Origin of the sequence: Streptomyces iranensis (assembly GCF_017874715.1) — a bacterium.
GTDB lineage: Bacteria > Actinomycetota > Actinomycetes > Streptomycetales > Streptomycetaceae > Streptomyces > Streptomyces iranensis.
On sequence record NZ_JAGGLR010000007.1, the window covers coordinates 411,410 to 434,304 of the forward strand.

A 22,895-nucleotide genomic window follows, 5' to 3' on the forward strand; every position below is an offset into this window, starting at 1 on the left:
CGCGGGTGCGCTCCGGGCTCACTCCTTCACCGCCCCGCCCAGCATGCCCTCGATGAACCGGCGCTGCAGTGCCACGTAGACCACGACCACCGGCAGGGCGATGAGCACCGAGGCCGCCGCGAGCAGCGCCGCGTCGGAGCTGTGCTGGCCCTGGAAGAAGGCCAGGCCGAGGGGGACCGTGCGATGGGCCTCGTCGCTGACCATCACCAGGGCCATCAGGAACTCGTTCCAGGTCCACATGAAGGTGATCACGACCATGGTGGAGATCGCCGGGCGGCCCATCGGGACCAGTACGCGCCACAGCGTGGTCCAGGTGTTCGCCCCGTCGATCCGGGCCGCCTCGATGACCGACCGCGCGCTGCCGCGGAAGTACGTGCGCATCCAGAAGACCCCGAAGGCCAGCGACTGCGCGGTCTGCGGCAGGATCAACGCCCAGTAGCTGTCGGTGAGTTCGGCGTAGCGCAGATCGAAGTAGAGCGGGACTACCAGCGCCTCCTGGGGCAGCGTCAGCCCGATCACGAAGAGGTGGAACAGCACCGTGGAGCCGGGGAAGCGCATCACCCCGAAGGCGTACGCGGCGAGGATGGCCAGCACGGTGGTGGCCGCCACCACGACCGCCGTGACCAGCACCGAGTTCCCCAGATAGGTGCCGAAGTGGCCACGGCTCCAGGCGTCGGCGAAGTTACTCCAGTGCAGACCGTCCTTCGGCAGTGAGAAGCCGGTGTCCAGGGAGTTCTGTGAGCCGAAGGCCGTGGAGAGGATGCCGATCACGGGGGTGAGGGCGAGGACGGTGAAGAGGGCGAGGATGCCGTAGGTGACGTTGCGTTCCAGGCGTGTGGTCATGCCCGCCGCCCTTCCACGAGCCGGGAGACCGTGACGGTCAGGACGAAGATCAGGACCGTGAGGGCCACGCCGACGGCGGCGGCCGAGCCGACCTGGTTGGTCTCGAAGGCCCGGTGGTAGACCTCGTAGGCGGGGACGGAGGTGGCGTTTCCTGGGCCGCCGCTGGTGGTGATGTAGATCAGGTCGAAGTTGCGCAGCCCCGCCACGATGGTCAGGGTCAGCGCCACCGCGATCTGCGGCCGCAGACCGGGCAGGGTGACGGTGCGGAACTCGCGCAGCGGCCCGGCGCCGTCCATCCGCGCCGCCTCGTACAGCTCGCGCGGGATGCGCTGGGCCCCGGCGAGGAAGAGGACCATGCACAGCCCGGTGCCGACCCAGGTGCCGACGACGCCGACGGCGGGCAGCGCCCAGGTGTAGTCGCCCAGCCAGGGGCGGGCGAGGCCGCCCAGGCCGACGGCGCGGAGGGCGTCGTTGAGCAGCCCGTCGGGGGCGAGGATCGAGCGCCAGGCCACGCCGACCACGATCAGCGCCAGGACCTGCGGCAGGAACAGGACCGTACGGAAGAAGGTCATCCCCCGGACCCGGGCCCGGGACATCACGGCGGCCAGCAGCAGCCCGATCGCCACCGGCAGGGCCGCGTAGAAGACGAGCAGCAGCAGCGCGTGGAGGAAGGGGGCGCGCAGGCTCGGATCGGTGAACAGCGCGCGGTAGTTGTCGAATCCGGCGGGGGTGGCGACCGTCAGCCCGTCCCAGTGCACAAAGGACAGCCACACCGACTGCCCGAAGGGGTAGAGCAGGAAGACGGCGTACACGATCAGCGCGGGCAGGATGTAGAGGTAGCCGATGGCACGCGGCTCACCGGGCGCGCGGCGGCGGTATGCCCTGGTCAGGGCGGCGAGCCTCATCGGGGTCCCGCCGAGGTGTGCTGCTCGCGCTGCTTCTTCGTGAAGGCGCCGTAGTCCTTCTGGAGAGTCGCGGCGAAGCTGTCCGCAGAGGTCTTGCCGCTGACCACGCCCTGGAGGGCGGCCGAGAGGGTGTCGTAGAAGGTGGGGGTGGAGTAGTCCAGGTACGGGACGAGTCCATCGGCGGCGCTCAGCCGCTTCCACCCGGCGATCATCTGGCCGTCGGCGCTGTCCGGGCTCACCCCGGCCGCGGCCTTCGCGGGGACGGCGGGCAGCACTCCGTGCCGGGTCATCACGTCCGCGGCGTGTGCGTCGGTGAGGAAGTCCAGATAGGCGGCGGCCACTTCCGGGTGGCGGGAGCGGGAGGTGATGGACCAGGCGAGGCCCTGGCCGCCGGTGGTGACGGGGTCGCCGCCGGCCTTGGCGGGCGGGGGCGGCATGATGCCCAGCTTGTCCCCCATGGGCTTCTTCAGGTCGGCCAGCTGCCAGGTGCCGGTCAGCAGATACGCGCCGTCGCCGGAGGCGAACTTCTTGGCGGCGTCGTCGTAGCCGAGGCCGTTGGCGCCACCGGGGAGATAGCCGCGCTTCGCCCAGTCGGCGAGGGTGGCCGCGGCGTTCTTGGTGGCGGCGTTGTCGAAGCCGTCGCCGCGGCCGAGGACGGTGTCGCGGGCGTCGGCGGCGCCGAGCTGGTCGTGCAGCACCCCGAAGGTGTGGATGGCGGGGTACTTGTCGAGGTTGCCGAACTGGATCGGCAGCTCGCCCCGGTCCTTGAGCCGGGCCAGGCCGTCGGTGAACTCGCCCCAGGTGCGCGGGGGTTGGAGCCCTGCCTTCCCCAGTACGCCCTTGTTGTAGTAGAGGCCGATGTACTCGCCGGTCTGGGAGATGCCGTACAGCCGCCCCCGGCCGAAGTCGTCGCCGTCGGCGGAGACCCGGTTGAGGCCCAGGAGAGTGGCGGGGTAGCGGGTGTTCCAGTCGTAGATCCCGGCGTAGTTGTCCAGCGGGGCGAGCAGCCCGGCCCGGACGAAGGCCACCATGTCCGGGTAGCCCTGGTTGGCCTGGATGACATCGGGCGGATGGTTGCCGGAGACGGCCAGCTTCAGGGTGGTCTTCAGATCGGTGAAGCTCCGGGCGACCCGCTTGATCCGCACATTGGGGTACTTCCGCTCGAACTCCCGGTTCAGCTGCTGTATCTCGCCGTTGGTCCCGCCGCGTATCTCCTGGTCCCACACGGTCAGCGTGGTCTTTCCGGCCTTCGCCGGATCGGGTATGGCGGTGGCCGCGCCGGTCCCGGCACCGGCGGCCCCCGAGCCGTCGGTGCCGGGGACACACCCCGCGGCGAGCAGGACGGCGCCGATGGCGAGCGCGGCCGGGACGGCCCTGCGGCGTGTCCGGCGCGCCCCGGTACGGGCGAGTTCCATGGGGTTCTCCTCGATGCGGTGATCAGGACCGTCAGGACCGTTGGGCGCTGTCATGCACCCGGAAACCGATGGTGGGCAGGGCCCGCGGCCGGGGGCAGTCGCGCACCCGGTCCGGGATCAGATCGCCCAGGAAGGCGTAGCGGCGGGCGAGTCCGGACGCCTCCGCGCCGCCATCGGCCGCCCGGCGCACACGGTTCCACCAGGCGGCCACCTCCGGCCAGCCGGGCGCGGCCAGGGAGCCGCCGAAGTGCTGGACGGAGAGGGCGGCGGTGAGGTTGGCGAAGGCGAGCCGGTCGGCGAGCGGCCAGCCCGCGAGCGTGCCGGTCATGAATCCGGCCACGAAGACATCGCCGGCCCCGGTCGGGTCCAGCGCGTCCACGGGCAACCCGGGCACCTCGGCACGCTCCCCGGTGAGCGAGTCGATGGCCACGGCGCCCTCGGCGCCCCGGGTGACGACGGCGATCGGCACCAGCTCCGCCAGGGCGCGCACCGCCCGCTCGGGGCTGTCGGTGCGGGTGTAGCGCTGGGCCTCGGCGGCGTTGGGCAGGAAGGCGTGGGCGTAGGGCAGATCGGGGAGCGCGGCGGGGTCCCAGCGGCCGGTCTCGTCCCAGCCGACATCGGCGAAGATCTTGCTGCCCTGGGCGTGCGCCCGGCCCACCCAGTCCTCCTGCCGCCCCGGTTCGAAGGTGGCCACGCAGGCGCGGGAGCGGGGCGGCTCGCCCCGGACGGCGGGCGGCGGGGCCGGGTGCTCATGGGTGACCATGGTGCGCTCGCCCTCGTACGCCATGGAGACGGTGACCGGGGAGTGCCAGCCGGGGACGCGGCGGGAGGGGGTGAGGTCCACGCCCTCGCCGAGGGCCAGGCTCTCCCAGCAGTAGTCGCCGTAGACATCGGTGCCGAAGGCGGCGGCGAGCGTGGTGTGCAGGCCCAGCCGGGCCAGGGCGGTGGCCATGTTGGCGATGCCGCCGGGGCTCGATCCCATACCGCGCGCCCAGGACTCGGTGCCGCGGACGGGGGCGTGGTCGAGCCCGGTGAAGATGATGTCCAGGAACACGGTGCCGGTGAGGTAGACGTCGTGCTCGGGGTCCGTGGAGGCGCGCAGCGCCGCGAGCGGGTCGATCGGGTGGATCGGATCGGGGGTTCCGGCCGTGGTGCTCACCGACGTGCCTTTCCTTGTTCGGCGGGGCCTGTTGGCGCCCGGGGCCCTCCTGACGGACCTCCTTCGCCCACGGAAATCCGTCAGAAGGACCCTGGTGGCGTGAGCGACACCTTGCACCTGACTTGAGGTGAATGCAAGAGGTCGATCAGAGTCGCGCACACTCGCTCATCTGCAGTACGTTGCCACCATGCTGCGAGAGAGCCGCCACGAGAAGCTGCTGAACATCCTCGGCGAGGAGGGCGTGCTGCCCATCGGGGAGATCGCCACGCGTCTCGGCGTCAGCGAGGCCACGGCCCGGCGGGACATCACCGAGCTGGGCCGGGCGGGGCGGCTCACCCGGGTCTACGGCGGCGCGGTGGCCGCGCCCACTCAGGACGAGGAGCGCCCGTTCAGCGAGGTGGTGGTCGACGACCTGGCCGACAAGGAGGCCGTGGCCCGCGCCGCCGCCGAGCTGGTGGCGGACGGCGATGTGCTGCTGCTGGACATCGGCACCACCACCCTCCAGCTCGCCAAGCTGCTGCGCGGCCGTCCGGTCACCGTGGTGACCAGCAATCTCGCGGTCTACGACGAGCTGCGCGACGACTCGCGGGTGACCCTGATCCTGCTGGGCGGGCAGGTGCGCGCCAACTACCGCTCCGTGGTCGGCTTCCTCACCGAGTCCAATATCCGCCAACTGCGGGTCGGCCGGCTCTTCCTCGGCGCGAGCGGGGTGCTCCCCGACGGCAGCGTACTGGACAGCACCCATGTGGAGGTGCCGGTCAAACGGGCCATGCTCGGCGCGGCCCGGGAGGTGGTGCTGCTGGTCACCGCGGGGAAGTTCCCCGGCGATACGGGTCTCGCCCGGATCTGCGGACCGGAGGGCATCGACACCCTGATCACCAACAAGACGTCCGACCCGGTGACGCTCGCCGTTTTCCGCGAGGGCGATGTGGAGGTAGTGACCGTATGAGGCTGACTGTGCTGGGCGGCGGAGGGTTCCGTATGCCCCTGGTGTACCGGGCGCTGCTCGATGACACCGGGGACGCGGCGGGGCGCTGCACCGAGCTGGTGCTGTACGACACCGACCAGCGCCGGCTGGACGCGATCCGCGCGGTCCTGGCCGAACAGGCCACGGGCCGCCCCACCGCCCCCGCGGTCCGGGCCACCACCGATCTCGACCAGGCGCTGCGCGGCGCCGACTTCGTCTTCTCGGCCATCCGCGTCGGCGGCCTGGAGGGCCGGGCGAACGACGAGCGGATTCCGCTCGGCGAGGGGGTGCTGGGGCAGGAGACCGTCGGCGCGGGCGGGGTGCTCTACGGGCTGCGCACCCTGCCGGTGGCGCTGCGGATCGCCGAGCGGATCGCCACCGTGGCCCCGGACGCCTGGGTCATCAACTTCACCAACCCGGCGGGCATGGTCACCGAGGCGATGCAGCGGGTGCTCGGCGACCGGGTGATCGGCATCTGCGACTCCCCGGTCGGCCTGTGCCGCCGCGCCGCACGGGCGGTCGGCGCCGACCCGGACCGGGCCACGTACGACTATGTGGGCCTGAACCATCTGGGCTGGCTGCGCCGGGTGGTGGTGGACGGCCGGGACCGGCTCCCGGAGCTGCTCGGCGACACCGGCGCCCTGGAGTCGTTCGAGGAGGGCAAGCTCTTCGGCGCCGAGTGGCTGCGGGCGCTCGGCGCGCTGCCGAACGAGTATCTGCACTACTACTACTTCAACCGGGAGGCGGTGGCCTCGATCCGGCAGGCCCCGGCCACCCGCGGCGAGTTCCTGCGCGACCAGCAGGCCCGGTTCTACGCGACGGCGGGCTCGGGCGCACCCGGGGCGCTCAGGGAGTGGGAGCGCACCCGGCTGGAGCGCGAGGCCACGTACATGGCGGAGAGCCGCGAGGCCACCGGCGGCTGGGAGCGCGACTCCTGCGATCTGGACGGCGGCGGCTACGACCGGATCGCGCTGGCCATCATGCGGGCGATCGCCCGCGATGAGCGCGCCACGCTGATCCTCAATGTGCGCAACCGGACGGCCGTCCCCGGTCTCGACGAGGACGCCGTGGTGGAGGTGCCCTGTGTGGTGGACGCGGGCGGGGCGCGGCCGCTGGCGACCGGCGCGGTGGCGCCGGACCAGCTCGGCCTGATGCTGTCGATCAAGGCGGTGGAGCGCTCGGCCATCGAGGCGGCCACGACCGAAGCGGGCAGCGATTCGGGCATCGCCCGCGGTGCGGCCCTGCGGGCCCTGGCACTCCACCCGCTGGTGGACTCGGTCAAGGTCGCGGGCCGGATTCTCGACGCCTCCGGGGCACTGACCCGCCATTAGCACATGTCCGTTCGGGCATTCCCCAGTATCTGAACCCGCCCGGACGGGCTCCGTTCACGCCCTTTTTCGGAGAACGGGCGAGAAACGGGCCCGCCGGGTGGACAATCAGGCAGCCGAGTTCCTCACCGTCCGTTGCCTCATCCGCCATGACCTGCTCTTATAACGGTTGTGAAACGGGCGCATACGGTCACGATCTCTGTGGTGCCAAGACTGGCTTCCCCTGTTGCACGCTTGTAAAACTGCCACGCAAGCCGAAAGACCTAGGCAGGAGGTGCGGCGTGGACGCGGAGGAACGCCGTCGGGAGATCCTCGACACGGCTCGCCGTGCCGGCGTCGTCGACGTCGGCAAGCTCGCCGCCGATCTCGGGGTGTCCAAGGAGACGGTCCGTCGCGATCTGCGGGTCCTGGAACAGCACGGACTGGTGCGGCGCACCCATGGCGGCGCCTACCCGGTGGAGAGCGCCGGTTTCGAGACCACCCTCGCCTTCCGCACCACCATGCACGTACCGGAGAAGTCGCGGATCGCGACCGCGGCGGCCGATCTGCTGGGCGATGCCGAGACGGTCTTCATCGACGAGGGATTCACCCCGCAGCTGATCGCGGAGGCCCTGCCCAGGGACCGGCCGCTCACCGTGATCACCGCTTCCCTCACCACCGCCACCGGCCTCGCCACCCGTGACAACACCACCGTGCTGCTCCTCGGCGGACGGGTGCGCGGGGGCACGATGGCCACCGTCGACCACTGGGCGACGCATATGCTCTCGGGCTTCGTCATCGACCTGGCGTTCATCGGCGCCAACGGCATCTCCCGCCAGTACGGCCTGACCACCCCGGATCCGGCGGTCAGCGAGGTCAAGGCGCAGGTGGTGCGGGTGTCCCGGCGCAAGGTCTTCTCCGGGGTGCACACCAAATTCGGAGCCGTCAGCTTCTGCCGGTTCGCAGATGTCTCGGACTTCGAAACGATCGTGACCGACACGGGTCTGCCGCTGACCGAGGCACACCGCTATTCGCTGCTGGGCCCCCAGATCGTCAGGGTCTGACGCCCTTCCCCCGCTGTTTTCCTTCCCCACGTCCCTTCGATTGGACCCGTTATGCCAGTCCTGACTCTTCGTGCTGCCCGGATACCGGTGGTGGCCCTGACCGCGGGCGCGCTCCTGACCGGTTGCGCCGGTATGGGGGGCGGCAGCTCAGGCGACAAGACCATCAATGTCCTGATGGTGAACAACCCCCAGATGGTGGACCTGCAGAAGCTCACCAAGAAATACTTCACCAAGGAAACGGGCATCACGGTCAAATTCACGATGATGCCCGAGAACGAGGTCCGCGACAAGATCAGTCAGGACTTCGCCAATCAGGCGCGCCAGTACGACGTGGCCACCATCAGCAATTTCGAGGTGCCGTTCTACGCGAAGAACGGCTGGCTGATGCCGCTCGACGGCTACGCCGCCAAGGACAAGGCATTCGATCAGAAGGACGTCCTCCCCTCGATGCGGCAGTCACTGACCGCCGAGGACGGCAAGCTCTACGCCGAGCCCTTCTACGGTGAGTCGTCGTTCCTGATGTACCGCAAGGACGTCCTCGCCGAGAAGCATCTGAAGATGCCCGAGCGGCCCACCTGGCAGCAGGTCGCGGACATCGCGGCCAAGGTGGACGGCTCCCGCAAGGGGATGAACGGCATCTGCCTGCGCGGACTGCCCGGCTGGGGTGAGCTGATGGCCCCGCTGACCACTGTGGTCAACACCTTCGGCGGCACCTGGTTCACCAAGGACTGGAAGGCGCGGCTGGACTCGCCGGAATTCACCAAGGCGACCAAGTTCTATGTCGACCTGGTGCGCAAGCACGGTGAGGCCGGTGCGGCCCAGTCGGGCTTCGCCGAGTGCCTGAACAACCTCACCCAGGGCAAGAGCGCCATGTGGTACGACGCCACCTCGGCCGCCGGGTCGCTGGAGGCGAGCAAGTCCCCGGTCAAGGGCAAGATCGGATATGTCCAGGCACCAGTGGTGAAGACCCAGAGCTCGGGCTGGCTCTACACCTGGGCATGGGGCGTCCAGAAGGCGTCGCGCCACCCCGACAACGCGTGGAAGTTCATCTCCTGGGCATCCAGCAAGAAGTACGAGGCCCTGGTCGGCAAGAACTTCGGCTGGGCCAATGTGCCCGCGGGAAAGCGGTCGTCCACCTACACCTCTCCGGAGTACCGCGAGACCGCCGGCAGCTTCTCCGAGGAGACCCGCAAGGCGATCCTCAGTGCCAAGCCGCGTGATCCGGGAGTGCAGCCGCGGCCGACCATCGGCATCCAGTTCGTCGACATCCCCGAATTCGCCGATCTCGGCACCAAGGTCGCCCAGGAGATCAGCGCGGCCATCGCCGGAAAGCAGTCCGTCGAGTCGGCATTGAAGAATTCGCAGAAGCTGGCCGAGAAGGTCGGCGAGGAGTACCGATGAGTAATCCGACGACGGCAGTACCCGTGAGTGGCCAGCGGCCACCGAGCGCGGCCCCCGCCTCCGCGGGGCGCCCCAAGGCGACCCGGAACCGGGCCCGGGAGTGGGCCACCCGGGCGCCGCTGCTGCCCGCGCTGATCTTCCTGATCGTGGTCACCCAGCTGCCGTTCGTGGCCACGCTGGTGATCTCGCTCTTCGACTGGAACTCCTTCCGGCCCGACCGCCGCGCGTTCGCGGGGCTGGAGAACTACAAGACGGTGCTCAGCGACGAGTCGCTGCGCGAGTCCATCGTCACCACCGTGCTGCTGACCGCCTCCGTGGTGATCGTCAGTGTGGTGCTGGGGCTGCTGCTGGCGCTGCTGCTGGACCGCAAGTTCCGCGGCCGGGCCCTGGTCCGCACCATGCTCATCGCGCCGTTCCTGCTGGTGCCGGTGGCCTCGGCGCTGCTGTGGAAGCACGCGCTGTACAACCCCGAGTACGGCCTGTTCAACGGCGTACTCAACTGGCTGGGCGGGCCCCAGCCGGAATGGCTCACCGATACGCCGCTGATCGCGGTGGAGGCGTCGCTGATCTGGCAGTGGACGCCGTTCATGATGCTCATCCTGCTGGCCGGGCTGCAGAGCCGCCCGCTGGACATGGTCGAGGCGGCCCGGCTGGACGGGGCCGGCAGCTGGCAGATCTTCCGCTTTCTGACGCTTCCGCATCTGCGCCGCTATCTGGAGCTCGGCACCCTGCTGGGGTCCATCTACATCGTGCAGAACTTCGACGCCGTCTTCACCATGACCCGCGGTGGCCTGGACACCGCGAACCTCCCCTACACCATCTACGAAACCTTCTACAACGCCCACGAGTACGGGCTGGCATCGGCGGCGGGAGTCGTGGTGGTGATCGGCACGATCGTCATCGCCACCTTCGCGCTGCGCGTGGTGTCGTCCCTCTTCCGTGAGGAGGCGTCCCGCGCATGACCGCCGTGAGCACCCCGGTGCCCATCACATCCGTTCCGGAAGCCACCCGCCGGGCCAAGCGGCGCGGTGCCGCGCTCGGCGTGCTGGCCTGGTTCGTCGGCATCGTCTTCGTACTGCCCGTGCTGTGGATGCTGCTGACCTCGTTCCACTCCGAGGCCGACGCCGCCACCAACCCGCCGTCGCTGGCCGCCCCGCTGACCCTCGACGGGTACAAGGACTTCTTCGGTGTGGGCGGCGGGGCGAGCCCCTGGCCCGCGCTGCTCAACTCGGTGGGCACATCCCTCTTCTCCACCTGCTTCGTGCTGCTGCTGGCGCTTCCGGCGGCGTTCGCGCTGTCGATCCGGCCGGTGCGCAAGTGGACGGATGTGATGTTCTTCTTCCTGTCCACGAAGATGCTGCCGGTGGTGGCCGGACTGCTGCCGGTGTTCCTGTTCGCCAGGGACATCAACTTCCTGGACAACGTCTGGCTGCTGGTCATCCTCTACACCTCGATGAACCTGCCGATCGCGGTGTGGATGATGCAGTCCTTCCTCGCCGACATTCCGGTGTCGATCATCGAGGCGGCCCAGATGGACGGGGCTCGGCTGCCCACCATCCTGTGGCGGGTCGTGGCCCCGATCGCGGGGCCGGGCATCGCCGCCACCTCGCTGATCTGCTTCATCTTCAGCTGGAACGAGATGCTCTTCGCCCAAGTGCTCACCGGTGTGGTCGCCCAGACCGCCCCGGCGTTCCTGACCACCTTCGTCACCAGCCAGGGGCTGTTCCTGGCCAAGGTGTGCGCAGCGTCGATGGTCATTTCCCTGCCGGTGCTCGCCGCCGGTTTCGCCGCCCAGGACAAGCTGGTCCAGGGCCTGTCGCTAGGAGCAGTCAAATGAGGGCCGCAGTCATCGAAGCCCCCGGGAAGGTCACCGTCGCCACCGTCGCGGACCCCACCCCGGGCCCCCGTGAGGTCGTGGTGGACGTGGCGGCCTGCGGACTGTGCGGCACCGATCTGCACATCCTGCAGGGGGAGTTCGCGCCCACGCTGCCGATCGTCCCCGGGCATGAGTTCGCCGGTGTGGTCGTCGGTCTCGGCAGCGATGTCACCGAAGTGGCGGTGGGCGACCGGGTCGCCGTGGACCCCTCCCTGCACTGCCACGAGTGCCGCTACTGCCGGATCGGCCGGGGCAATCTGTGCGACAACTGGAACGCGATCGGGGTCAGCGTCCCCGGCGGGGCCGCCGAGTTCGCGGTGGCCCCGGTCGCCAACTGCGTCAAGCTGCCCGAGCAGGTGGACGTGGCCGACGCGGCCCTGATCGAGCCGCTGTCCTGCGCGGTGCGCGGCTATGACGTGCTCAACGGCAACCTGGGCGCCGAGGTGCTCATCTACGGCTCCGGCACCATGGGGCTGATGATGCTGGAGCTGGCCAAGCGGACCGGCGCCACCAGCGTGGACATGCTCGATGTCAACGCCGAGCGGCTGTCCACCGCCACCACCCTCGGCTGCTCCCGGTCCGCCGCCTCGGCGGACGAGCTGGACCAGCCGCGGGGCTGGGACGTGGTCATCGACGCCACCGGCAACCAGGCCGCCATTCAGGACGGCCTGGGCCGGGTGGCCAAGGCCGGAACGTTCCTGCAGTTCGGTGTCTCCGACTACGCGACGCGGGCCACCATCGAGCCGTACAAGATCTACAACCAGGAGATCACCATCACCGGCTCGATGGCCGTGCTGCACAGCTATGAGCGTGCCGCCGGGCTGTTCGCGAGCGGGGTGCTGGACCCGAAGATCTTCATCAGCCACCGGATGCCGCTGGACGAGTACCCCAAGGCGCTCGACCAGTTCAAGGCGGGTGTGGGCCGGAAGATCGTGGTCGTCCCGTAACCGTGTGTGGTTGACGGCCCAAGCCCGGGGTACCAGGCTTGGGCCGTTATCGATCACGGTCGGCGGGAGGGGCGGGCATATGGGCAAGGGCGACGCGGTGGTGGTGGGCGGGGGTCTTGCGGGCACGCTGGCGGCGGGCGCGCTCCTCGGCCACGTCGACACGGTCACCCTGGTGGAGCGCGACCGCTACCCGGAGCAGCCCGCCTTCCGCAAGGGCGTGCCCCAGGGCCGCCATCTGCATGTCTTCCTCAGCGGCGGGCGGCGCGCCCTTGAGGAGCTGTTCCCCGGGCTGAACGGCGAGTTGGAGTCGGCGGGCGCGCACCGTCTGGAGGCGCCGCGCGATGTGATCACCAAGGGCGGCAACGGCTGGCAGCGCCGCTTCCACGAGGGCAGACACGCCACCACCAGCTGCACCCGGGGGCTGTTCGACGCCACCGTACGGGCGCGGGTGCTCGCCGAGGCCGAGGGATCCGGGACCCGGGTGGAGGTGCTCCAGGGCACCGAGGCCATAGGGCTGCTCGGCGACGCGGACCGGGTCACCGGCGTACGGGTGCGGGCGCGGGACGCCGGGCGCGCCGAGCGGGAGTTACCCGCCGATCTGGTCGTCGACGCCTCGGGGCGCGGCTCGCGCGCCCCCAAGTGGCTGACGGAGCTGGGCGCTCCGGCGCCGCGCGAGGAGGTCGTCGACGCCGGGATCGGCTACTGCACGCAAGAGTTCCGGCCCGCCGAGCCGCTGGACATGACGATGGTCATCCAGCCGCGCCCGGACTGTCCGCGCGGCGCGGCCTGGTCCCCGGTCGAGGGCGGCATCTGGCTGCTGACGCTGGGCGGGGTACGCGGTCACCATCCGCCGACCGAGAGCTCGGAGGTGCCCGGCTTCGTCAAGTCCCTGGACGAGCCCGCGCTGTACGAGCATCTGCTGACCTGTGAGCCGGTGTCCCCGCCGTACGGGTTCCGCGACACCTCCAACCGCCGCCGCCACTACCACGCCCCGGGCGGGGTGCCCGAGGGGTTTCTCGCGGTCTCGGACGCCGCCTGCACCTTCAACCCGATCTACGGTCAGGGTATGGCGGTGGCCGCCCTCAGCGGGCTGGCCCTGCGCGGCTGCCTGGCCGAGGGGGGCCTGCGGCCCGGTTTCGCGGCCGCGGCGCAGCGCGTGGTGGCCCGTGCGAGCGACACCGCCTGGCTGACCGCCGTCGGCGCGGACCGTCCGTACGCCACGGACGCGGACGCCACACCACCGGGGGCGGCCGAGCGGCTGCGGAGCTGGTACTTCGGGCGGCTGGCGGACCGGGCGGCGATCGACCCCGTGGTCGGCGCCGCGTTCCGCGATGTCACCTATCTCGCGGCGAAACCGTCCCGGCTGCTGTCCCCTTCGGTCGCCCTGCGGACGGTGCTGCTGCCGAGGGCCCGGGGCCTGCCGGACCCGCCGCTGCGGGTGGAGAGCTGACCCGGGACGGCGTCCGGGAGGATGCGCTCAGCCGCTCGCGTCGCGCAGATGCGCGGCCGCCGCCTGCTCCAGGTGGGCCAGGTCGCTGCTGACCGTGGCGAAGGTGAAGCCCTGGGCCAGGCGCCCCGCGGCGGTGGCCCCGTCGGGGCAGTGGATACCGGCGGCGATGCCCGCGGTCCGTGCCTCCTCGGCGACCTTCGCCAGCGCCGCCTCGAACTTCTCCGCCACCGACGTGTCCGTCGAAGTGCGGCCGCCGAGCGCGATGGTGAGGTCGGAGGGGCCGATGTAGACGCCGTCGAGCCCGTCCGTGGCGCAGATCTCCGCGGTGTTGGCCAGCCCCTGGGCCGTCTCGATCATCACGACGCAGGCCACTTGCCGGTTGGACTCGGCCGGGGCGGGGCCGATACGCAGACCCGAGCGCATCGGGCCGTAGGAGCGCACCCCGAGCGGGGGGTAGCGGCAGTAGCTCACCGCGGCGGCCGCCTCCTCGGCGGTGTCGACCAGCGGGACGATCACCCCGCGGGCGCCGGCGTCGAGTGCCTGGCCGATCCAGAAGCCGTCGTTGCCCGGGACGCGCACCATACCGGCGGCGGTGCCGCGGGCGTCAATGGCGGTCATCGCGCCGAGGATGCCCTTGTAGTCGAGGAGGCCGTGCTGGGCGTCGACGCAGATGTAGTCGTAGCCGAGCCCGGCCAGGCGCTCGGTGCCGACGGGATTGTCGAGGACGACCCAGTAGCCGATGATCCGCCCGCGGGCGCGCAGCCGGTCCGCGAAGTCGGCGGGGGAAGTGTTCATGCTGTCAGCATCTCTCCTTCGGAGAGTTGTGTTCGGCGAGTTGCGCGGCCTCTTCGCTCTGTGCGTGTTGTGAGCGGCACGCTCGCATGATTGCACGTAACACGCAAGACTCTCCCCAGCGCCTGCGGCGAAACAGCGCGAAATGCGCAGACTGATAGGGTTGCTCAGGGCTGTGCAGAGTCGCACAGAGTTACGGAAGGATGGGGGCCGCGATGCGTCAGGAGGTCGGGGCGGAGGAGCGCAGACGGCTGCGCGCCGGGGACCGCCGGGAACTGATCGCCCGGATGATCCAGACCGATGGCACGGTCGTCGTGGAGGAGCTGGCCCGCTCGCTGGAGGTGACGCCCTCCACCATCCGCCGGGATCTCGCACTCCTCACCGAACAGGGCACCATCGCCCGCACCTACGGCGGCGCGATGAGCGCCGGTCACACCGCCGAGCCCACCCTGGGGCAGCGCAGCGGACTCGCGGTCGCCGAGAAGGACCGCATAGGACGCTGGGCGGCCGCGCGGATCGGACCGGGCGACACCGTCATCCTCGACGCCGGCACCACCACCGGACGGCTTGCCCACCATCTGCGCGCCCGCGCCGATCTGACCGTGATCACCTGCGGGCTCACCGCGCTGCGCGAGCTGGCCGAGTCGGACGGCATCGAGCTGATCACCCTCGGCGGGACCCTGCGCCATGTCAGCCAGGGCTTCGTCGGGCCGCTCGCCGAGCTGACCCTGTCCCGGCTGACCGCGGACAAGGTCTTCCTCGGCGCCGACGGGCTGGACGCGCGGCTGGGGATATGCGAGGCGAGCCTCCAGCAGACCTCGCTCAAGGAGATGATGGCCGACCGCGGCAAGGAGGTGTACGTCCTGGCCGACAGCAGCAAGCTGGGCCAGTCCCCGTTCACCGCCTGGGCCCCGCTGGACCGGCCGTGGACGCTGGTCACCGACAGCGGCGCCACCGATGACCAGCTCGGCCCGTTCCGGGCACTGCCCGACACCGAGGTGATCACCGTCTGACGGCGCACCGCCACGGTGACGGGGACAGGGACGGGGTGAGCGGGCCGGGAGCCTGGCTCCCGGCCCGCTCGGGTCAGTCCCGGTGTATCCGGCCCGCTCGGGTCAGTCCCGGTACATCCGCGGCGTCGCGGCGGCCGTCGCGCCCGCGCCCACGAGGCCGAAGCTGTCCTCGACCTCGGCCTTCTCGGCGGCGTTCGGGTTGGGGTTGGTGCAGGAGACCCCGGCGGTGGAGCCGGACATCAGGCTCGAGCACGGCCCCGGCTTCATGTCCGGCAGACCGAGGATGTGGCCGAGCTCGTGCGAGGAGATCCGCACCGTGTTGTAGCCCTCGTCGACGGCCTCGCGACCGAAGTAGATCGTGCCGCTGCCCAGACCGGTCGAGAGGGTGCGGGGCCAGCCGTTGTCCGCGATGATGCGGACGTTGGCCCGCTGTCCGGACGCGACCGGCTTCAGCTGGACGTTGACCACGCTCTCGTTCCAGACCGCCGCGCCCTTGGCCACGGCGTCCTTGAACTCGGCGGCCCCGCTGGCGTCGTAGGTCACCGTCCGCGCGGCGGCGGTGTGCTCCGCCGGGGCGGCGGAGGCGGGGGCGGCCACGGCCTGTCCGGCCGTCAGGGCGAGCACCGCTGTCACCGCAGCGGGTAAGGCACGTACGAACTTGCTGGATCTCACGATCGGCCTCCTCGTGGGGGAAGGATGGACGGTGCAAGTGGGCATGAGCATGGCATGTCGCCGTCTCATCGGCCACTGTGCCCGCCCACCTTGCCTCATCCGGCCGGTTGTCCACAGGTGGTCACCGCGAGTACCTCCCGGCACCCTAGAATCGCCGGATGGCTCTCCCCGACACCGGCACCGGCCCCGACATGAGCGACGACGCGCCCGGCCCCGAGACGAGCGAGGCGCTCGGCGTTCTGCACCGCGTCTTCGGCTACGACTCGTTCCGGGGAGGGCAGCAGGAGATCATCGACCATGTGGTGGCCGGTGGTGACGCGCTCGTCCTCATGCCGACCGGCGGTGGCAAATCGCTGTGCTACCAGATCCCGGCGCTGGTGCGGAAGGGCGTCGGCGTCGTCGTCTCGCCCCTGATCGCACTGATGCAGGACCAGGTCGACGCGTTGCGGAACCTCGGGGTGCGGGCCGGGTTCCTCAACTCCACCCAGGACCTGGACGAGCGGCGGATGGTCGAGGCCGAGTTCCTCGCGGGCGAGCTGGATCTGCTCTATCTGGCCCCGGAGCGGCTGCGGGTCGAGCACACGCTGCGGCTGCTTGACCGGGGCACGGTCTCGCTGTTCGCCATCGACGAGGCACACTGTGTGGCGCAGTGGGGGCACGATTTCCGGCCCGACTATCTGGCCCTGTCCGAGCTGCACGAGCGCTGGCCCACCGTGCCCCGGATCGCGCTGACCGCGACCGCCACCGAGGCCACCCACACCGAGATCGCGTCCCGGCTGAAGCTGCAGGACGCGCTGCACTTCGTGGCCAGCTTCGACCGCCCGAACATCCAGTACCGGATCGCCCCCAAGAACGAGCCGAAGAAGCAGCTGCTGGAGCTGTTGCGCACCGAGCACCCGGGCGAGGCGGGGATCGTGTACTGCCTGTCCCGCTCCTCGGTGGAGAAGACGGCCGAGTTCCTGGTGGCCCAGGGCATCGCCGCGGTGCCGTACCACGCGGGGCTGGACGCGCGGACCCGCGCCGAGCACCAGGCGCGCTTCCTGCGCGAGGACGGTCTGGTCGTGGTGGCCACGATCGCGTTCGGCATGGGGATCGACAAGCCCGATGTGCGGTTCGTGGCCCATCTGGACCTGCCCAAGTCCGTGGAGGGCTACTACCAGGAGACCGGCCGGGCCGGGCGTGATGGACAGCCCTCCACCGCATGGCTGGCGTACGGGCTCCAGGACGTGGTCCAGCAGCGGAAGATGATCGACACCTCCGAGGGCGACGACACCCATCGGCGCCGCCTCGGCGCCCATCTCGACGCGATGCTGGCGCTGTGCGAGACGGTGGAGTGCCGCCGGGTGGGGCTGCTGGCGTACTTCGGCCAGCAGTCCACCCCCTGCGGCAACTGCGACACCTGCCTCACGCCCCCGGAGACCTGGGACGGCACCGTCCCCGCGCAGAAGCTGCTGTCCACGGTGGTGCGGCTCAAGCGGGAGCGCAACCAGAAGTTCGGCGCGGGGCAGATCATCGACATCCTGCTCGGCAAGAAGACGGCCAAGGTCATCCAGTTCGACCATGACGCGCTGTCGGTGTTCGGCATCGGGACCGAGCTGCGCGAGGCCGAATGGCGCGGGGTGGTACGGCAGTTGCTGGCCCAGGGAGTGATCGGCGTCGAGGGGGACTACGGCACGCTGGTGCTCACCGACGCGAGCGCGGAGGTGCTGGGCCGACAGCGCGAGGTCAGGCTGCGGCGCGAGCCGGAGAAGGCGCCGCGCGCCGCGAAGGGGAAGTCGGGGGGCTCGGGGAAGGCCAAGAAGGCCCCGGTGGATCTGCCGGAGGAGGCCGTGCCGGTCTTCGAGCGGCTGCGCGCCTGGCGGGCGGCGACCGCGAAGGAGCAGGGCGTCCCCGCGTATGTGGTCTTCCACGACGCCACCCTGCGCGAGATCGCGACCCTCGCCCCGGCCACGCTCGAGGAGCTCGGCACGGTGAGCGGGGTCGGTGAGAACAAGCTGGTGAAGTACGGGCAGGGGATTCTGGACACCCTGGCGTCCTGACCGCTCCCACCTACTGACGGTATGTCAAACCCCCGCTCCCGCAAGCCGGGAGCGGGGGTTTGGCAGGTCTGGAGCACAGGGGTTACCGATGAGTGTTACCTGAGGTAACGTCAGGGCCCGTGGCCCATGGTCCGTGGCCGCCGGGGACTGGGGTGCTCCGGCGGCCACTCACCCTCGCGCCGTTCCTCATGCCGTACGCGGCAGCGCCTACAGCTCCTTGATGCGGATGTCGCGGTACGAGATCACATCATCGGTGCTGTGGACCTGGAGACCGATGTACCCGGAGGAGTACCGACGGCCATCCGTGCCGGGGTCGTCCGAGCGCGGCGGGGTGAACTCCTGGCCGCCGGTGTTCTCGAACTCATTGAGCAGCACACCGTTGCGGTAGATCGAGAAGTGCTGACCGACCACCCGGATCTCATAGTCATTCCAGCTGCCCTTGGGGGTGACCCCCGCCCCGGCCAGCCCGACCCGGTCGAAACCGTAGACCGATCCGGTCTTGTACATATCGCCGTCCGGGCGGTCGAGGATCTGCACCTCGTGCCCGTACTTGATGGCGACCCACTCCGGGCGGGACTCCTCGGGGTGGTCATGGACGTACGGGAAGCGCACGAAGACGCCTCCGTTGGCATTGCCCGTCCCGGGTGCGTCATCGCGGAACTGGAGCTTCAGCGAGTAGTCGTCGAAGGTCCGCTGCGGGAACCACAGCATGCCCATGCCCTCGACCGAGGTGCTGCTGGTGATGCTGCCGTCGTCATTGAGGCCGAAGGCCCCGCCGCCCACGTGCTGCCACTTGTCGAAGGACTTCTTGGTGCCGTCGAACAGCGGACGGTAGCCCTCGTCCTGACCGGGCTTGCCGATCCCGGACTGCTTGGCCGCCTTGTTGATCGCCCGGTATTCGCGCTGGTCGACGACGCCGTCGGCGAGCAGCTTGTCGGTCACGGAGGTGACGTGCTTGAGGAACAGAGCGTGGGAGGACCAGTCCTTCTCGTCCTCGATCAGCTCGTTGATGGTGCAGCGGCTGCGGGTGATGCGGTTGGGGACACCGGTGTCCACCATGCCGACGATCACCGTGAGGCGCTCGTCCCACTCCGGACACGCGGGTGCGGGCACCCCGCCGCCCTCGGCCACGGTGAAGGCGATCTGGCGGGCCTCGGAGGTGTTGCCCGCCTTGTCGGTGGCGCGGTACGCGACGGTGTGACGGCCCACCCGGTCCACTACCACGGGGGTGGCGTAGGCGAGGTACGGACCGCTGTCCAGGGAGTACTCGACCTTCTCCACCCCGGAGTCGTCGTCCGCGGCGGTGAGCGTGACCTTGGCGCTGCCCACATAGGCGCCGTCGGAGTTCTTGGTGCCGTCGACCTGCGCGGAGGTCGACGGGGGGATGGTGTCCTCGGCCGGCGGGACCACCACCGTGAAGTCCACCGACTTCACCTCCGACACGTTCCCCGCCTTGTCCGCCGCCCGGAAGCGCACCGTGTGCGCACCCGCGTCATGGACCATCACCGGACCGGTGTAGGGCTGGAACTCCCCCTGGCCCAGGGCGTAGTCGATCCGGTTGACCCCGGAGCCGGTGTCGGAGGCGGTGACGGTCACGGTGGCCATCCCGATGTACGCACCGGACGGGTCCTTCTCACCGGAGACCGTGGCGGAGGTCTCCGGCGGTGTGGAGTCGTCCGTCGGCGGCGCCACCACGGTGAAGTCCACCGACTTCACCTCCGACACGTTCCCCGCCTTGTCCACGGCCCGGTAGCGGATGGTGTGCTGCCCGACCTGGTGGACCATCACCGGGGCGGTGTACGGCTGGAACGCCCCGTCGCCTTCGGCGAACTCGATCCGGTCCACGCCGGAGCCCTCGTCGGTGGCGGACACGCTGACGGTGGCCATCCCGATGTACGCGCCGTCCGCGTCTCGATCGCCCTCGACCTTCGCCGAGGCCTCGGGCGCGGTGGTGTCCTCGCCACCGCCGCCGTCGGTGACCACCAGGATGCCCTGCATCTGGCCATGGCCGGGGATGGTGCAGTGGTAGCGGTAGCGGCCAGGGCTGAGGGTGACCTCGGCGGTGTGCTTGCCGCCGCTGTCGTCCGAGGGGTTGGCGAGGATGTTCAGCGGGACGTCGTTGTTGTACTCGGGGTCGGAGACATCGAAGGTCAGGGTGTGCGGCATCCCCATGGTGTTGCCGGTGGCCGTGCTGTTCTCGAAGACGATGGTGGTCTTCCCGGCGACCGCGGTGGTGGGCGCCGAGGCGTACTTGGTGATGTCGTCACCCGCGGTCCAGGTGAGGGTCTGCTGGGCGGCCTGCCGGGTGTCGTCCTGGCCGTAGGCCACCGTCGCCGTCGCCGAGCTCAGCCCGAGGAGCATGAGCAGCGCGGCGAGCAGTGGCAGCCAGGGTCTGATGGGTTTGGGGCGCCTTCGTTTCACGGTCACTCCGCCTTCCTGGCCAGATCCTGGGCGAGCGGAGTGGGCTCGCCGCCGGTGTACGTGATGTGCCACAGCGCCGACTTGGAGTCGGAGGTGAAGAAGCCGCGCCCGTAGTCGAGGACGTAGAGCGAGCCGTCCGGGGCGAACTTCCAGTCCATGAGGTTGCGGATGCCGTCGGCGCCCACCGGGATGATCTTCTTGAGCGATTCGGCGTGCACCGGCAGCCCGCCCTTGCCGACGGTCTTCGGGTCGGTCACCACGGCGTGGCGCGGCTGGTCGGCGTCGTAGAAGTCGCCGACGAACCACTTGCCGTCCCAGTACTGGGGCCATTTGGTGGTGGAGTCGCTGGTGGCGTCATAGCGGTAGACCGGGCCGTTCATGGTGGCCTGGCCGCCGCCCTTGAGCCACGGCAGCAGGTACTTGGCCTCCGACGTCTTGTAGCTGGGGATGCCGTTCGCGTCCCGCGGGTAGTCGGGGGCGCCGCCCTGGGGCGAGTACCAGATGGTGTTCCCGGTGATGGGCGGCAGGTTCACCAGACCGTCGTTGTTGGGCGACTCGTTCTTGGGGTGGTCGCAGTCGTACCAGCCCAGCGGTTTGCTGGGGTCGGGCAGATTGCGGTCCCGGTAGGGCTGCTTGTTGCCCATGCAGTACGGCCAGCCGTGGTTGCCCGCCTTGGTGATGGCGGCGAAGGTGTCGTACTTGGCCGGGCCCCAGGTGGTGCTGGGCTCGCCCGCGTCCGGGCCGACCCAGCCCGCGTAGAGGATGTCGGTCTTCTGGTCCACGAAGATCCGGGCCGGGTTGCGCACCCCCATCACATAGATCTCGCCACGGGTCTTCCCGCCGCCCTCGTCGGGCTCCTTGCCGGTGAAGAGATTGCCCTCGGGGAGGGTGTAAGTGCCGTCGTCCTCGGGGTGGATCCGCAGGATCTTGCCGTTGAGGTTGTGGGTGTTGCCCGCGGTGCGGCGGGCGTCGGAGAAGGAGACGCCCTTGTAGTTCGGCTGTGGGTTGTTGCCCGAGTAACCGTCGCTGAACTGGGAGGAGTTGTTGTCCCCGGTGGCGATGTAGAGGTTGCCCTTGGAGTCCCAGGACATCCCGCCGCCCGCGTGGCAGCAGCTGTGGATCTGGACCGGCCAGGAGAGCAGGACCTTCTCCGAGCCCAGGTCCAGCTTGTTGGTCTTCAGGTCCAGGGTGAACCGGGAGACGCGGCGCTCGGCCATCTGGGTGTCCCGGTTGATCCGGGAGTGCGGGGTGTAGTGCAGATACACCCAGCCGTTGGTGAGGAAGTCCGGGTCCAGCTCGATACCGAGCAGCCCCTCCTCGACCTTGATCAGCTCATCGCCGCCGCCCTTGTTGCCGAAGACGGTCAGGGCGCCCGCGAGCGTCACCTTGCCGGTGGCCGGGTCGTAGACATGGATCTGGCCCTGGCCCTTGCCGATGTCCGGGTCGTTCCAGTCGGTGACCACGGGCGCGCTGTTGTCACCGCCGCCCCGGCCGATGTACAGCACCCGGCCGTCCTTGGCGGTGACGAGGCCGTGCGGCTCGCCGATCTGGTCGGACTGGCCCGGCTGATTGGGCTTGGTGACGCGCTCGGCCTTGTAGTTCGCGTTGATGGTGGCCTTGCAGTCGGCGCGGGAGAGACGGGTGGTCCACAGCAGCGCGCCGCGCAGATGGGCGCGGAAGTCGGTCTCCTGGAAGGTGGACACCGTGCCGCCCATGCCGGTGTAGAAGGAGCGGCCGCCGTCGTAGTCACGGCACCAGGAGATCGGGTGGTCCCAGCCGTTGGCGCCCGCGCCCGGCTGGTAGCTGGACTCGCGGACCCGGGCCACGGTGTGCACCGTGCCGGAGGGGTTGTCCTTCCAGTTGGTCCAGGTGTCGGTGCGCTTCCACTCCAGCGGCAGCTCCTTGGTGGCCGGGTGGACGCGGTCGCCGACCTCCACCACGGCCCGCTGGGCGTTGGCCGGGGAAGTGGTGGCCGGGCGGGCACCGATCAGCCCGCCGAACCAGTCGGAGTACGGCTCGTTGCGGGCCGCGTCATGGATGCCGAGGAAGCCGCCGCCCGCCTCCATGTACGCCTCGAGCCCCGCCTCCTGATCGGGGTCGAGCACATCGCCGGAACCGGTCAGGAAGACCACGGCGTTGTACTTGCCCAGCCGGGGCTTGGTGAAGACCGAGGCGTCGGCGGTGGCGTCGACGGTGAACCGGGTCGCCGCGGGGCCCTGGTTGCCGATCCGCTCGATGGCCTCGATGCCCGCGTTCACCGTGTCCGGCTCGTCCCCGGCCGAACCGTGGAACACCAGGACCCGGACGTTGTCACCGCCCGGCGGCGACGGCAGCGTGAGTGGCGCACGATCCTCGGGCCGGGCGCTGGCGGGGGTCCCGCCGAGCAGGGTCGCGGTGAGGGCGCCGAAGAGCAGTGCCGCCATCCCCGCGCGTCTCCTTCGCAGCCGACCGGCTGTCAGCCCTCTCCTCTTTGAGGGCATTTGGTACGGTATGTCCCGCATTGGTCACCCATCCCTCTCACGTACCTATAACACCGCTGAAGGAAGCTAGACGGCTTTTCGCAAGTCGCCAATAGCTATGACCGCAACTCAACGAACTTTGTCCTGAGTGTGGATGAACGAGGC

18 protein-coding genes are annotated in these 22,895 nt (G+C 70.0%); 10 read left to right on the forward strand and 8 right to left on the reverse strand.

Annotated elements, in window-relative coordinates:
* Window positions 1-18: 18 nt before the first annotated feature.
* From J2Z30_RS15300 to J2Z30_RS15315, 4 genes are read right to left on the reverse strand one after another with little or no spacing between them, the layout of a single operon-like run.
* Window positions 19-843 carry a carbohydrate ABC transporter permease gene (locus J2Z30_RS15300; protein WP_037952443.1) on the reverse strand — a complete coding sequence of 275 codons (825 nt, stop codon included), beginning with the start codon at window positions 841-843 and terminating at the stop codon, window positions 19-21.
* Window positions 840-1,748 carry a carbohydrate ABC transporter permease gene (locus J2Z30_RS15305; RefSeq protein ID WP_044567985.1) on the reverse strand — a complete coding sequence of 303 codons (909 nt, stop codon included), beginning with the start codon at window positions 1,746-1,748 and terminating at the stop codon, window positions 840-842. Before J2Z30_RS15305 ends, J2Z30_RS15300 begins: the two co-directional genes overlap by 4 nt.
* Window positions 1,745-3,163 carry an extracellular solute-binding protein gene (locus J2Z30_RS15310; protein ID WP_044567986.1) on the reverse strand — a complete coding sequence of 473 codons (1,419 nt, stop codon included), beginning with the start codon at window positions 3,161-3,163 and terminating at the stop codon, window positions 1,745-1,747. The genes J2Z30_RS15305 and J2Z30_RS15310 overlap by 4 nt, the downstream gene beginning before the upstream one ends.
* A 31-nt stretch (window positions 3,164-3,194) precedes the next feature.
* Window positions 3,195-4,322, reverse strand: coding sequence for a carbohydrate kinase family protein (locus J2Z30_RS15315; RefSeq protein ID WP_078956487.1), 1,128 nt, complete (start codon window positions 4,320-4,322; stop codon window positions 3,195-3,197).
* A gap of 187 nt (window positions 4,323-4,509) precedes the next feature.
* Between J2Z30_RS15315 and J2Z30_RS15320 the strand changes: the two genes are divergently transcribed.
* The 8 genes from J2Z30_RS15320 (at window position 4,510) to J2Z30_RS15355 (ending at window position 13,334) form a co-directional block, all read left to right on the forward strand.
* Window positions 4,510-5,271, forward strand: coding sequence for a DeoR/GlpR family DNA-binding transcription regulator (locus J2Z30_RS15320; protein WP_044567987.1), 762 nt, complete (start codon window positions 4,510-4,512; stop codon window positions 5,269-5,271).
* Window positions 5,268-6,620 carry a 6-phospho-beta-glucosidase gene (locus J2Z30_RS15325; RefSeq protein ID WP_107073244.1) on the forward strand — a complete coding sequence of 451 codons (1,353 nt, stop codon included), beginning with the start codon at window positions 5,268-5,270 and terminating at the stop codon, window positions 6,618-6,620. The genes J2Z30_RS15320 and J2Z30_RS15325 overlap by 4 nt, the downstream gene beginning before the upstream one ends.
* Window positions 6,621-6,898: 278 nt before the next feature.
* Window positions 6,899-7,660, forward strand: coding sequence for a DeoR/GlpR family DNA-binding transcription regulator (locus J2Z30_RS15330; RefSeq protein ID WP_044567988.1), 762 nt, complete (start codon window positions 6,899-6,901; stop codon window positions 7,658-7,660).
* A gap of 51 nt (window positions 7,661-7,711) precedes the next feature.
* A complete protein-coding gene (locus tag J2Z30_RS15335) occupies window positions 7,712-9,061 on the forward strand; it encodes an ABC transporter substrate-binding protein (protein WP_044567989.1) in 1,350 nt (449 codons plus the stop codon).
* Window positions 9,058-10,023: a carbohydrate ABC transporter permease gene (locus J2Z30_RS15340; RefSeq protein ID WP_044567990.1), complete on the forward strand. Its 966-nt coding sequence runs from the start codon at window positions 9,058-9,060 to the stop codon at window positions 10,021-10,023. Before J2Z30_RS15335 ends, J2Z30_RS15340 begins: the two co-directional genes overlap by 4 nt.
* Window positions 10,020-10,898, forward strand: coding sequence for a carbohydrate ABC transporter permease (locus J2Z30_RS15345; protein WP_020866436.1), 879 nt, complete (start codon window positions 10,020-10,022; stop codon window positions 10,896-10,898). The genes J2Z30_RS15340 and J2Z30_RS15345 overlap by 4 nt, the downstream gene beginning before the upstream one ends.
* Window positions 10,895-11,884 carry a zinc-dependent alcohol dehydrogenase family protein gene (locus J2Z30_RS15350; RefSeq protein WP_044567992.1) on the forward strand — a complete coding sequence of 330 codons (990 nt, stop codon included), beginning with the start codon at window positions 10,895-10,897 and terminating at the stop codon, window positions 11,882-11,884. Before J2Z30_RS15345 ends, J2Z30_RS15350 begins: the two co-directional genes overlap by 4 nt.
* A 79-nt stretch (window positions 11,885-11,963) precedes the next feature.
* Complete coding sequence (locus J2Z30_RS15355) at window positions 11,964-13,334, forward strand: NAD(P)/FAD-dependent oxidoreductase (RefSeq protein WP_044567993.1); 1,371 nt, start codon at window positions 11,964-11,966, stop codon at window positions 13,332-13,334.
* A gap of 27 nt (window positions 13,335-13,361) precedes the next feature.
* On the opposite strand, the gene J2Z30_RS15360 is transcribed toward J2Z30_RS15355, so the two are convergent.
* Window positions 13,362-14,129: an HpcH/HpaI aldolase family protein gene (locus tag J2Z30_RS15360; protein WP_044567995.1), complete on the reverse strand. Its 768-nt coding sequence runs from the start codon at window positions 14,127-14,129 to the stop codon at window positions 13,362-13,364.
* A gap of 212 nt (window positions 14,130-14,341) precedes the next feature.
* On the opposite strand from J2Z30_RS15360, the gene J2Z30_RS15365 reads away from it, so the two are divergent.
* Window positions 14,342-15,139 carry a DeoR/GlpR family DNA-binding transcription regulator gene (locus J2Z30_RS15365; protein WP_245388000.1) on the forward strand — a complete coding sequence of 266 codons (798 nt, stop codon included), beginning with the start codon at window positions 14,342-14,344 and terminating at the stop codon, window positions 15,137-15,139.
* 102 nt (window positions 15,140-15,241) lie between these two features.
* Here the strand turns inward: J2Z30_RS15365 and J2Z30_RS15370 are convergent, their stop codons facing one another.
* Window positions 15,242-15,811 carry a snapalysin family zinc-dependent metalloprotease gene (locus J2Z30_RS15370; protein ID WP_044568001.1) on the reverse strand — a complete coding sequence of 190 codons (570 nt, stop codon included), beginning with the start codon at window positions 15,809-15,811 and terminating at the stop codon, window positions 15,242-15,244.
* Between the two features lie 158 nt (window positions 15,812-15,969).
* Between J2Z30_RS15370 and recQ the strand changes: the two genes are divergently transcribed.
* Entirely contained in the window at window positions 15,970-17,850 is a 1,881-nt protein-coding gene (gene recQ / locus J2Z30_RS15375) for a DNA helicase RecQ (RefSeq protein ID WP_044568002.1), read from the forward strand.
* Between the two features lie 207 nt (window positions 17,851-18,057).
* Here recQ and J2Z30_RS15380 read toward each other — a convergent pair whose 3' ends face one another.
* Together J2Z30_RS15380 and J2Z30_RS15385 are read right to left on the reverse strand one after the other, a co-directional pair.
* Window positions 18,058-20,211 carry an OmpL47-type beta-barrel domain-containing protein gene (locus J2Z30_RS15380; RefSeq protein ID WP_245388040.1) on the reverse strand — a complete coding sequence of 718 codons (2,154 nt, stop codon included), beginning with the start codon at window positions 20,209-20,211 and terminating at the stop codon, window positions 18,058-18,060.
* 62 nt (window positions 20,212-20,273) lie between these two features.
* Window positions 20,274-22,694, reverse strand: a complete 2,421-nt coding sequence (locus J2Z30_RS15385) for a ThuA domain-containing protein (RefSeq protein WP_107073245.1) — start codon at window positions 22,692-22,694, stop codon at window positions 20,274-20,276.
* Window positions 22,695-22,895 lie beyond the last annotated feature (201 nt).

What these genes read in the sequence shown, in the direction of transcription:
- J2Z30_RS15355 (WP_044567993.1), top strand. Translation starts at nt 11,964, where the DNA reads ATGGGCAAGGGCGACGCGGTGGTGGTGGGCGGGGGTCTTGCGGGCACG.
- J2Z30_RS15320 (WP_044567987.1), top strand. Translation starts at nt 4,510, where the DNA reads ATGCTGCGAGAGAGCCGCCACGAGAAGCTGCTGAACATCCTCGGCGAG.
- J2Z30_RS15305 (WP_044567985.1), bottom strand. Translation starts at nt 1,748, where the DNA reads ATGAGGCTCGCCGCCCTGACCAGGGCATACCGCCGCCGCGCGCCCGGT.
- J2Z30_RS15380 (WP_245388040.1), bottom strand. Translation starts at nt 20,211, where the DNA reads ATGCTCCTCGGGCTGAGCTCGGCGACGGCGACGGTGGCCTACGGCCAG.
- J2Z30_RS15350 (WP_044567992.1), top strand. Translation starts at nt 10,895, where the DNA reads ATGAGGGCCGCAGTCATCGAAGCCCCCGGGAAGGTCACCGTCGCCACC.
- J2Z30_RS15365 (WP_245388000.1), top strand. Translation starts at nt 14,342, where the DNA reads ATGCGTCAGGAGGTCGGGGCGGAGGAGCGCAGACGGCTGCGCGCCGGG.
- J2Z30_RS15325 (WP_107073244.1), top strand. Translation starts at nt 5,268, where the DNA reads ATGAGGCTGACTGTGCTGGGCGGCGGAGGGTTCCGTATGCCCCTGGTG.
- J2Z30_RS15300 (WP_037952443.1), bottom strand. Translation starts at nt 843, where the DNA reads ATGACCACACGCCTGGAACGCAACGTCACCTACGGCATCCTCGCCCTC.
- recQ (WP_044568002.1), top strand. Translation starts at nt 15,970, where the DNA reads ATGGCTCTCCCCGACACCGGCACCGGCCCCGACATGAGCGACGACGCG.
- J2Z30_RS15310 (WP_044567986.1), bottom strand. Translation starts at nt 3,163, where the DNA reads ATGGAACTCGCCCGTACCGGGGCGCGCCGGACACGCCGCAGGGCCGTC.
- J2Z30_RS15360 (WP_044567995.1), bottom strand. Translation starts at nt 14,129, where the DNA reads ATGAACACTTCCCCCGCCGACTTCGCGGACCGGCTGCGCGCCCGCGGG.
- J2Z30_RS15340 (WP_044567990.1), top strand. Translation starts at nt 9,058, where the DNA reads ATGAGTAATCCGACGACGGCAGTACCCGTGAGTGGCCAGCGGCCACCG.
- J2Z30_RS15345 (WP_020866436.1), top strand. Translation starts at nt 10,020, where the DNA reads ATGACCGCCGTGAGCACCCCGGTGCCCATCACATCCGTTCCGGAAGCC.
- J2Z30_RS15385 (WP_107073245.1), bottom strand. Translation starts at nt 22,694, where the DNA reads ATGGCGGCACTGCTCTTCGGCGCCCTCACCGCGACCCTGCTCGGCGGG.
- J2Z30_RS15335 (WP_044567989.1), top strand. Translation starts at nt 7,712, where the DNA reads ATGCCAGTCCTGACTCTTCGTGCTGCCCGGATACCGGTGGTGGCCCTG.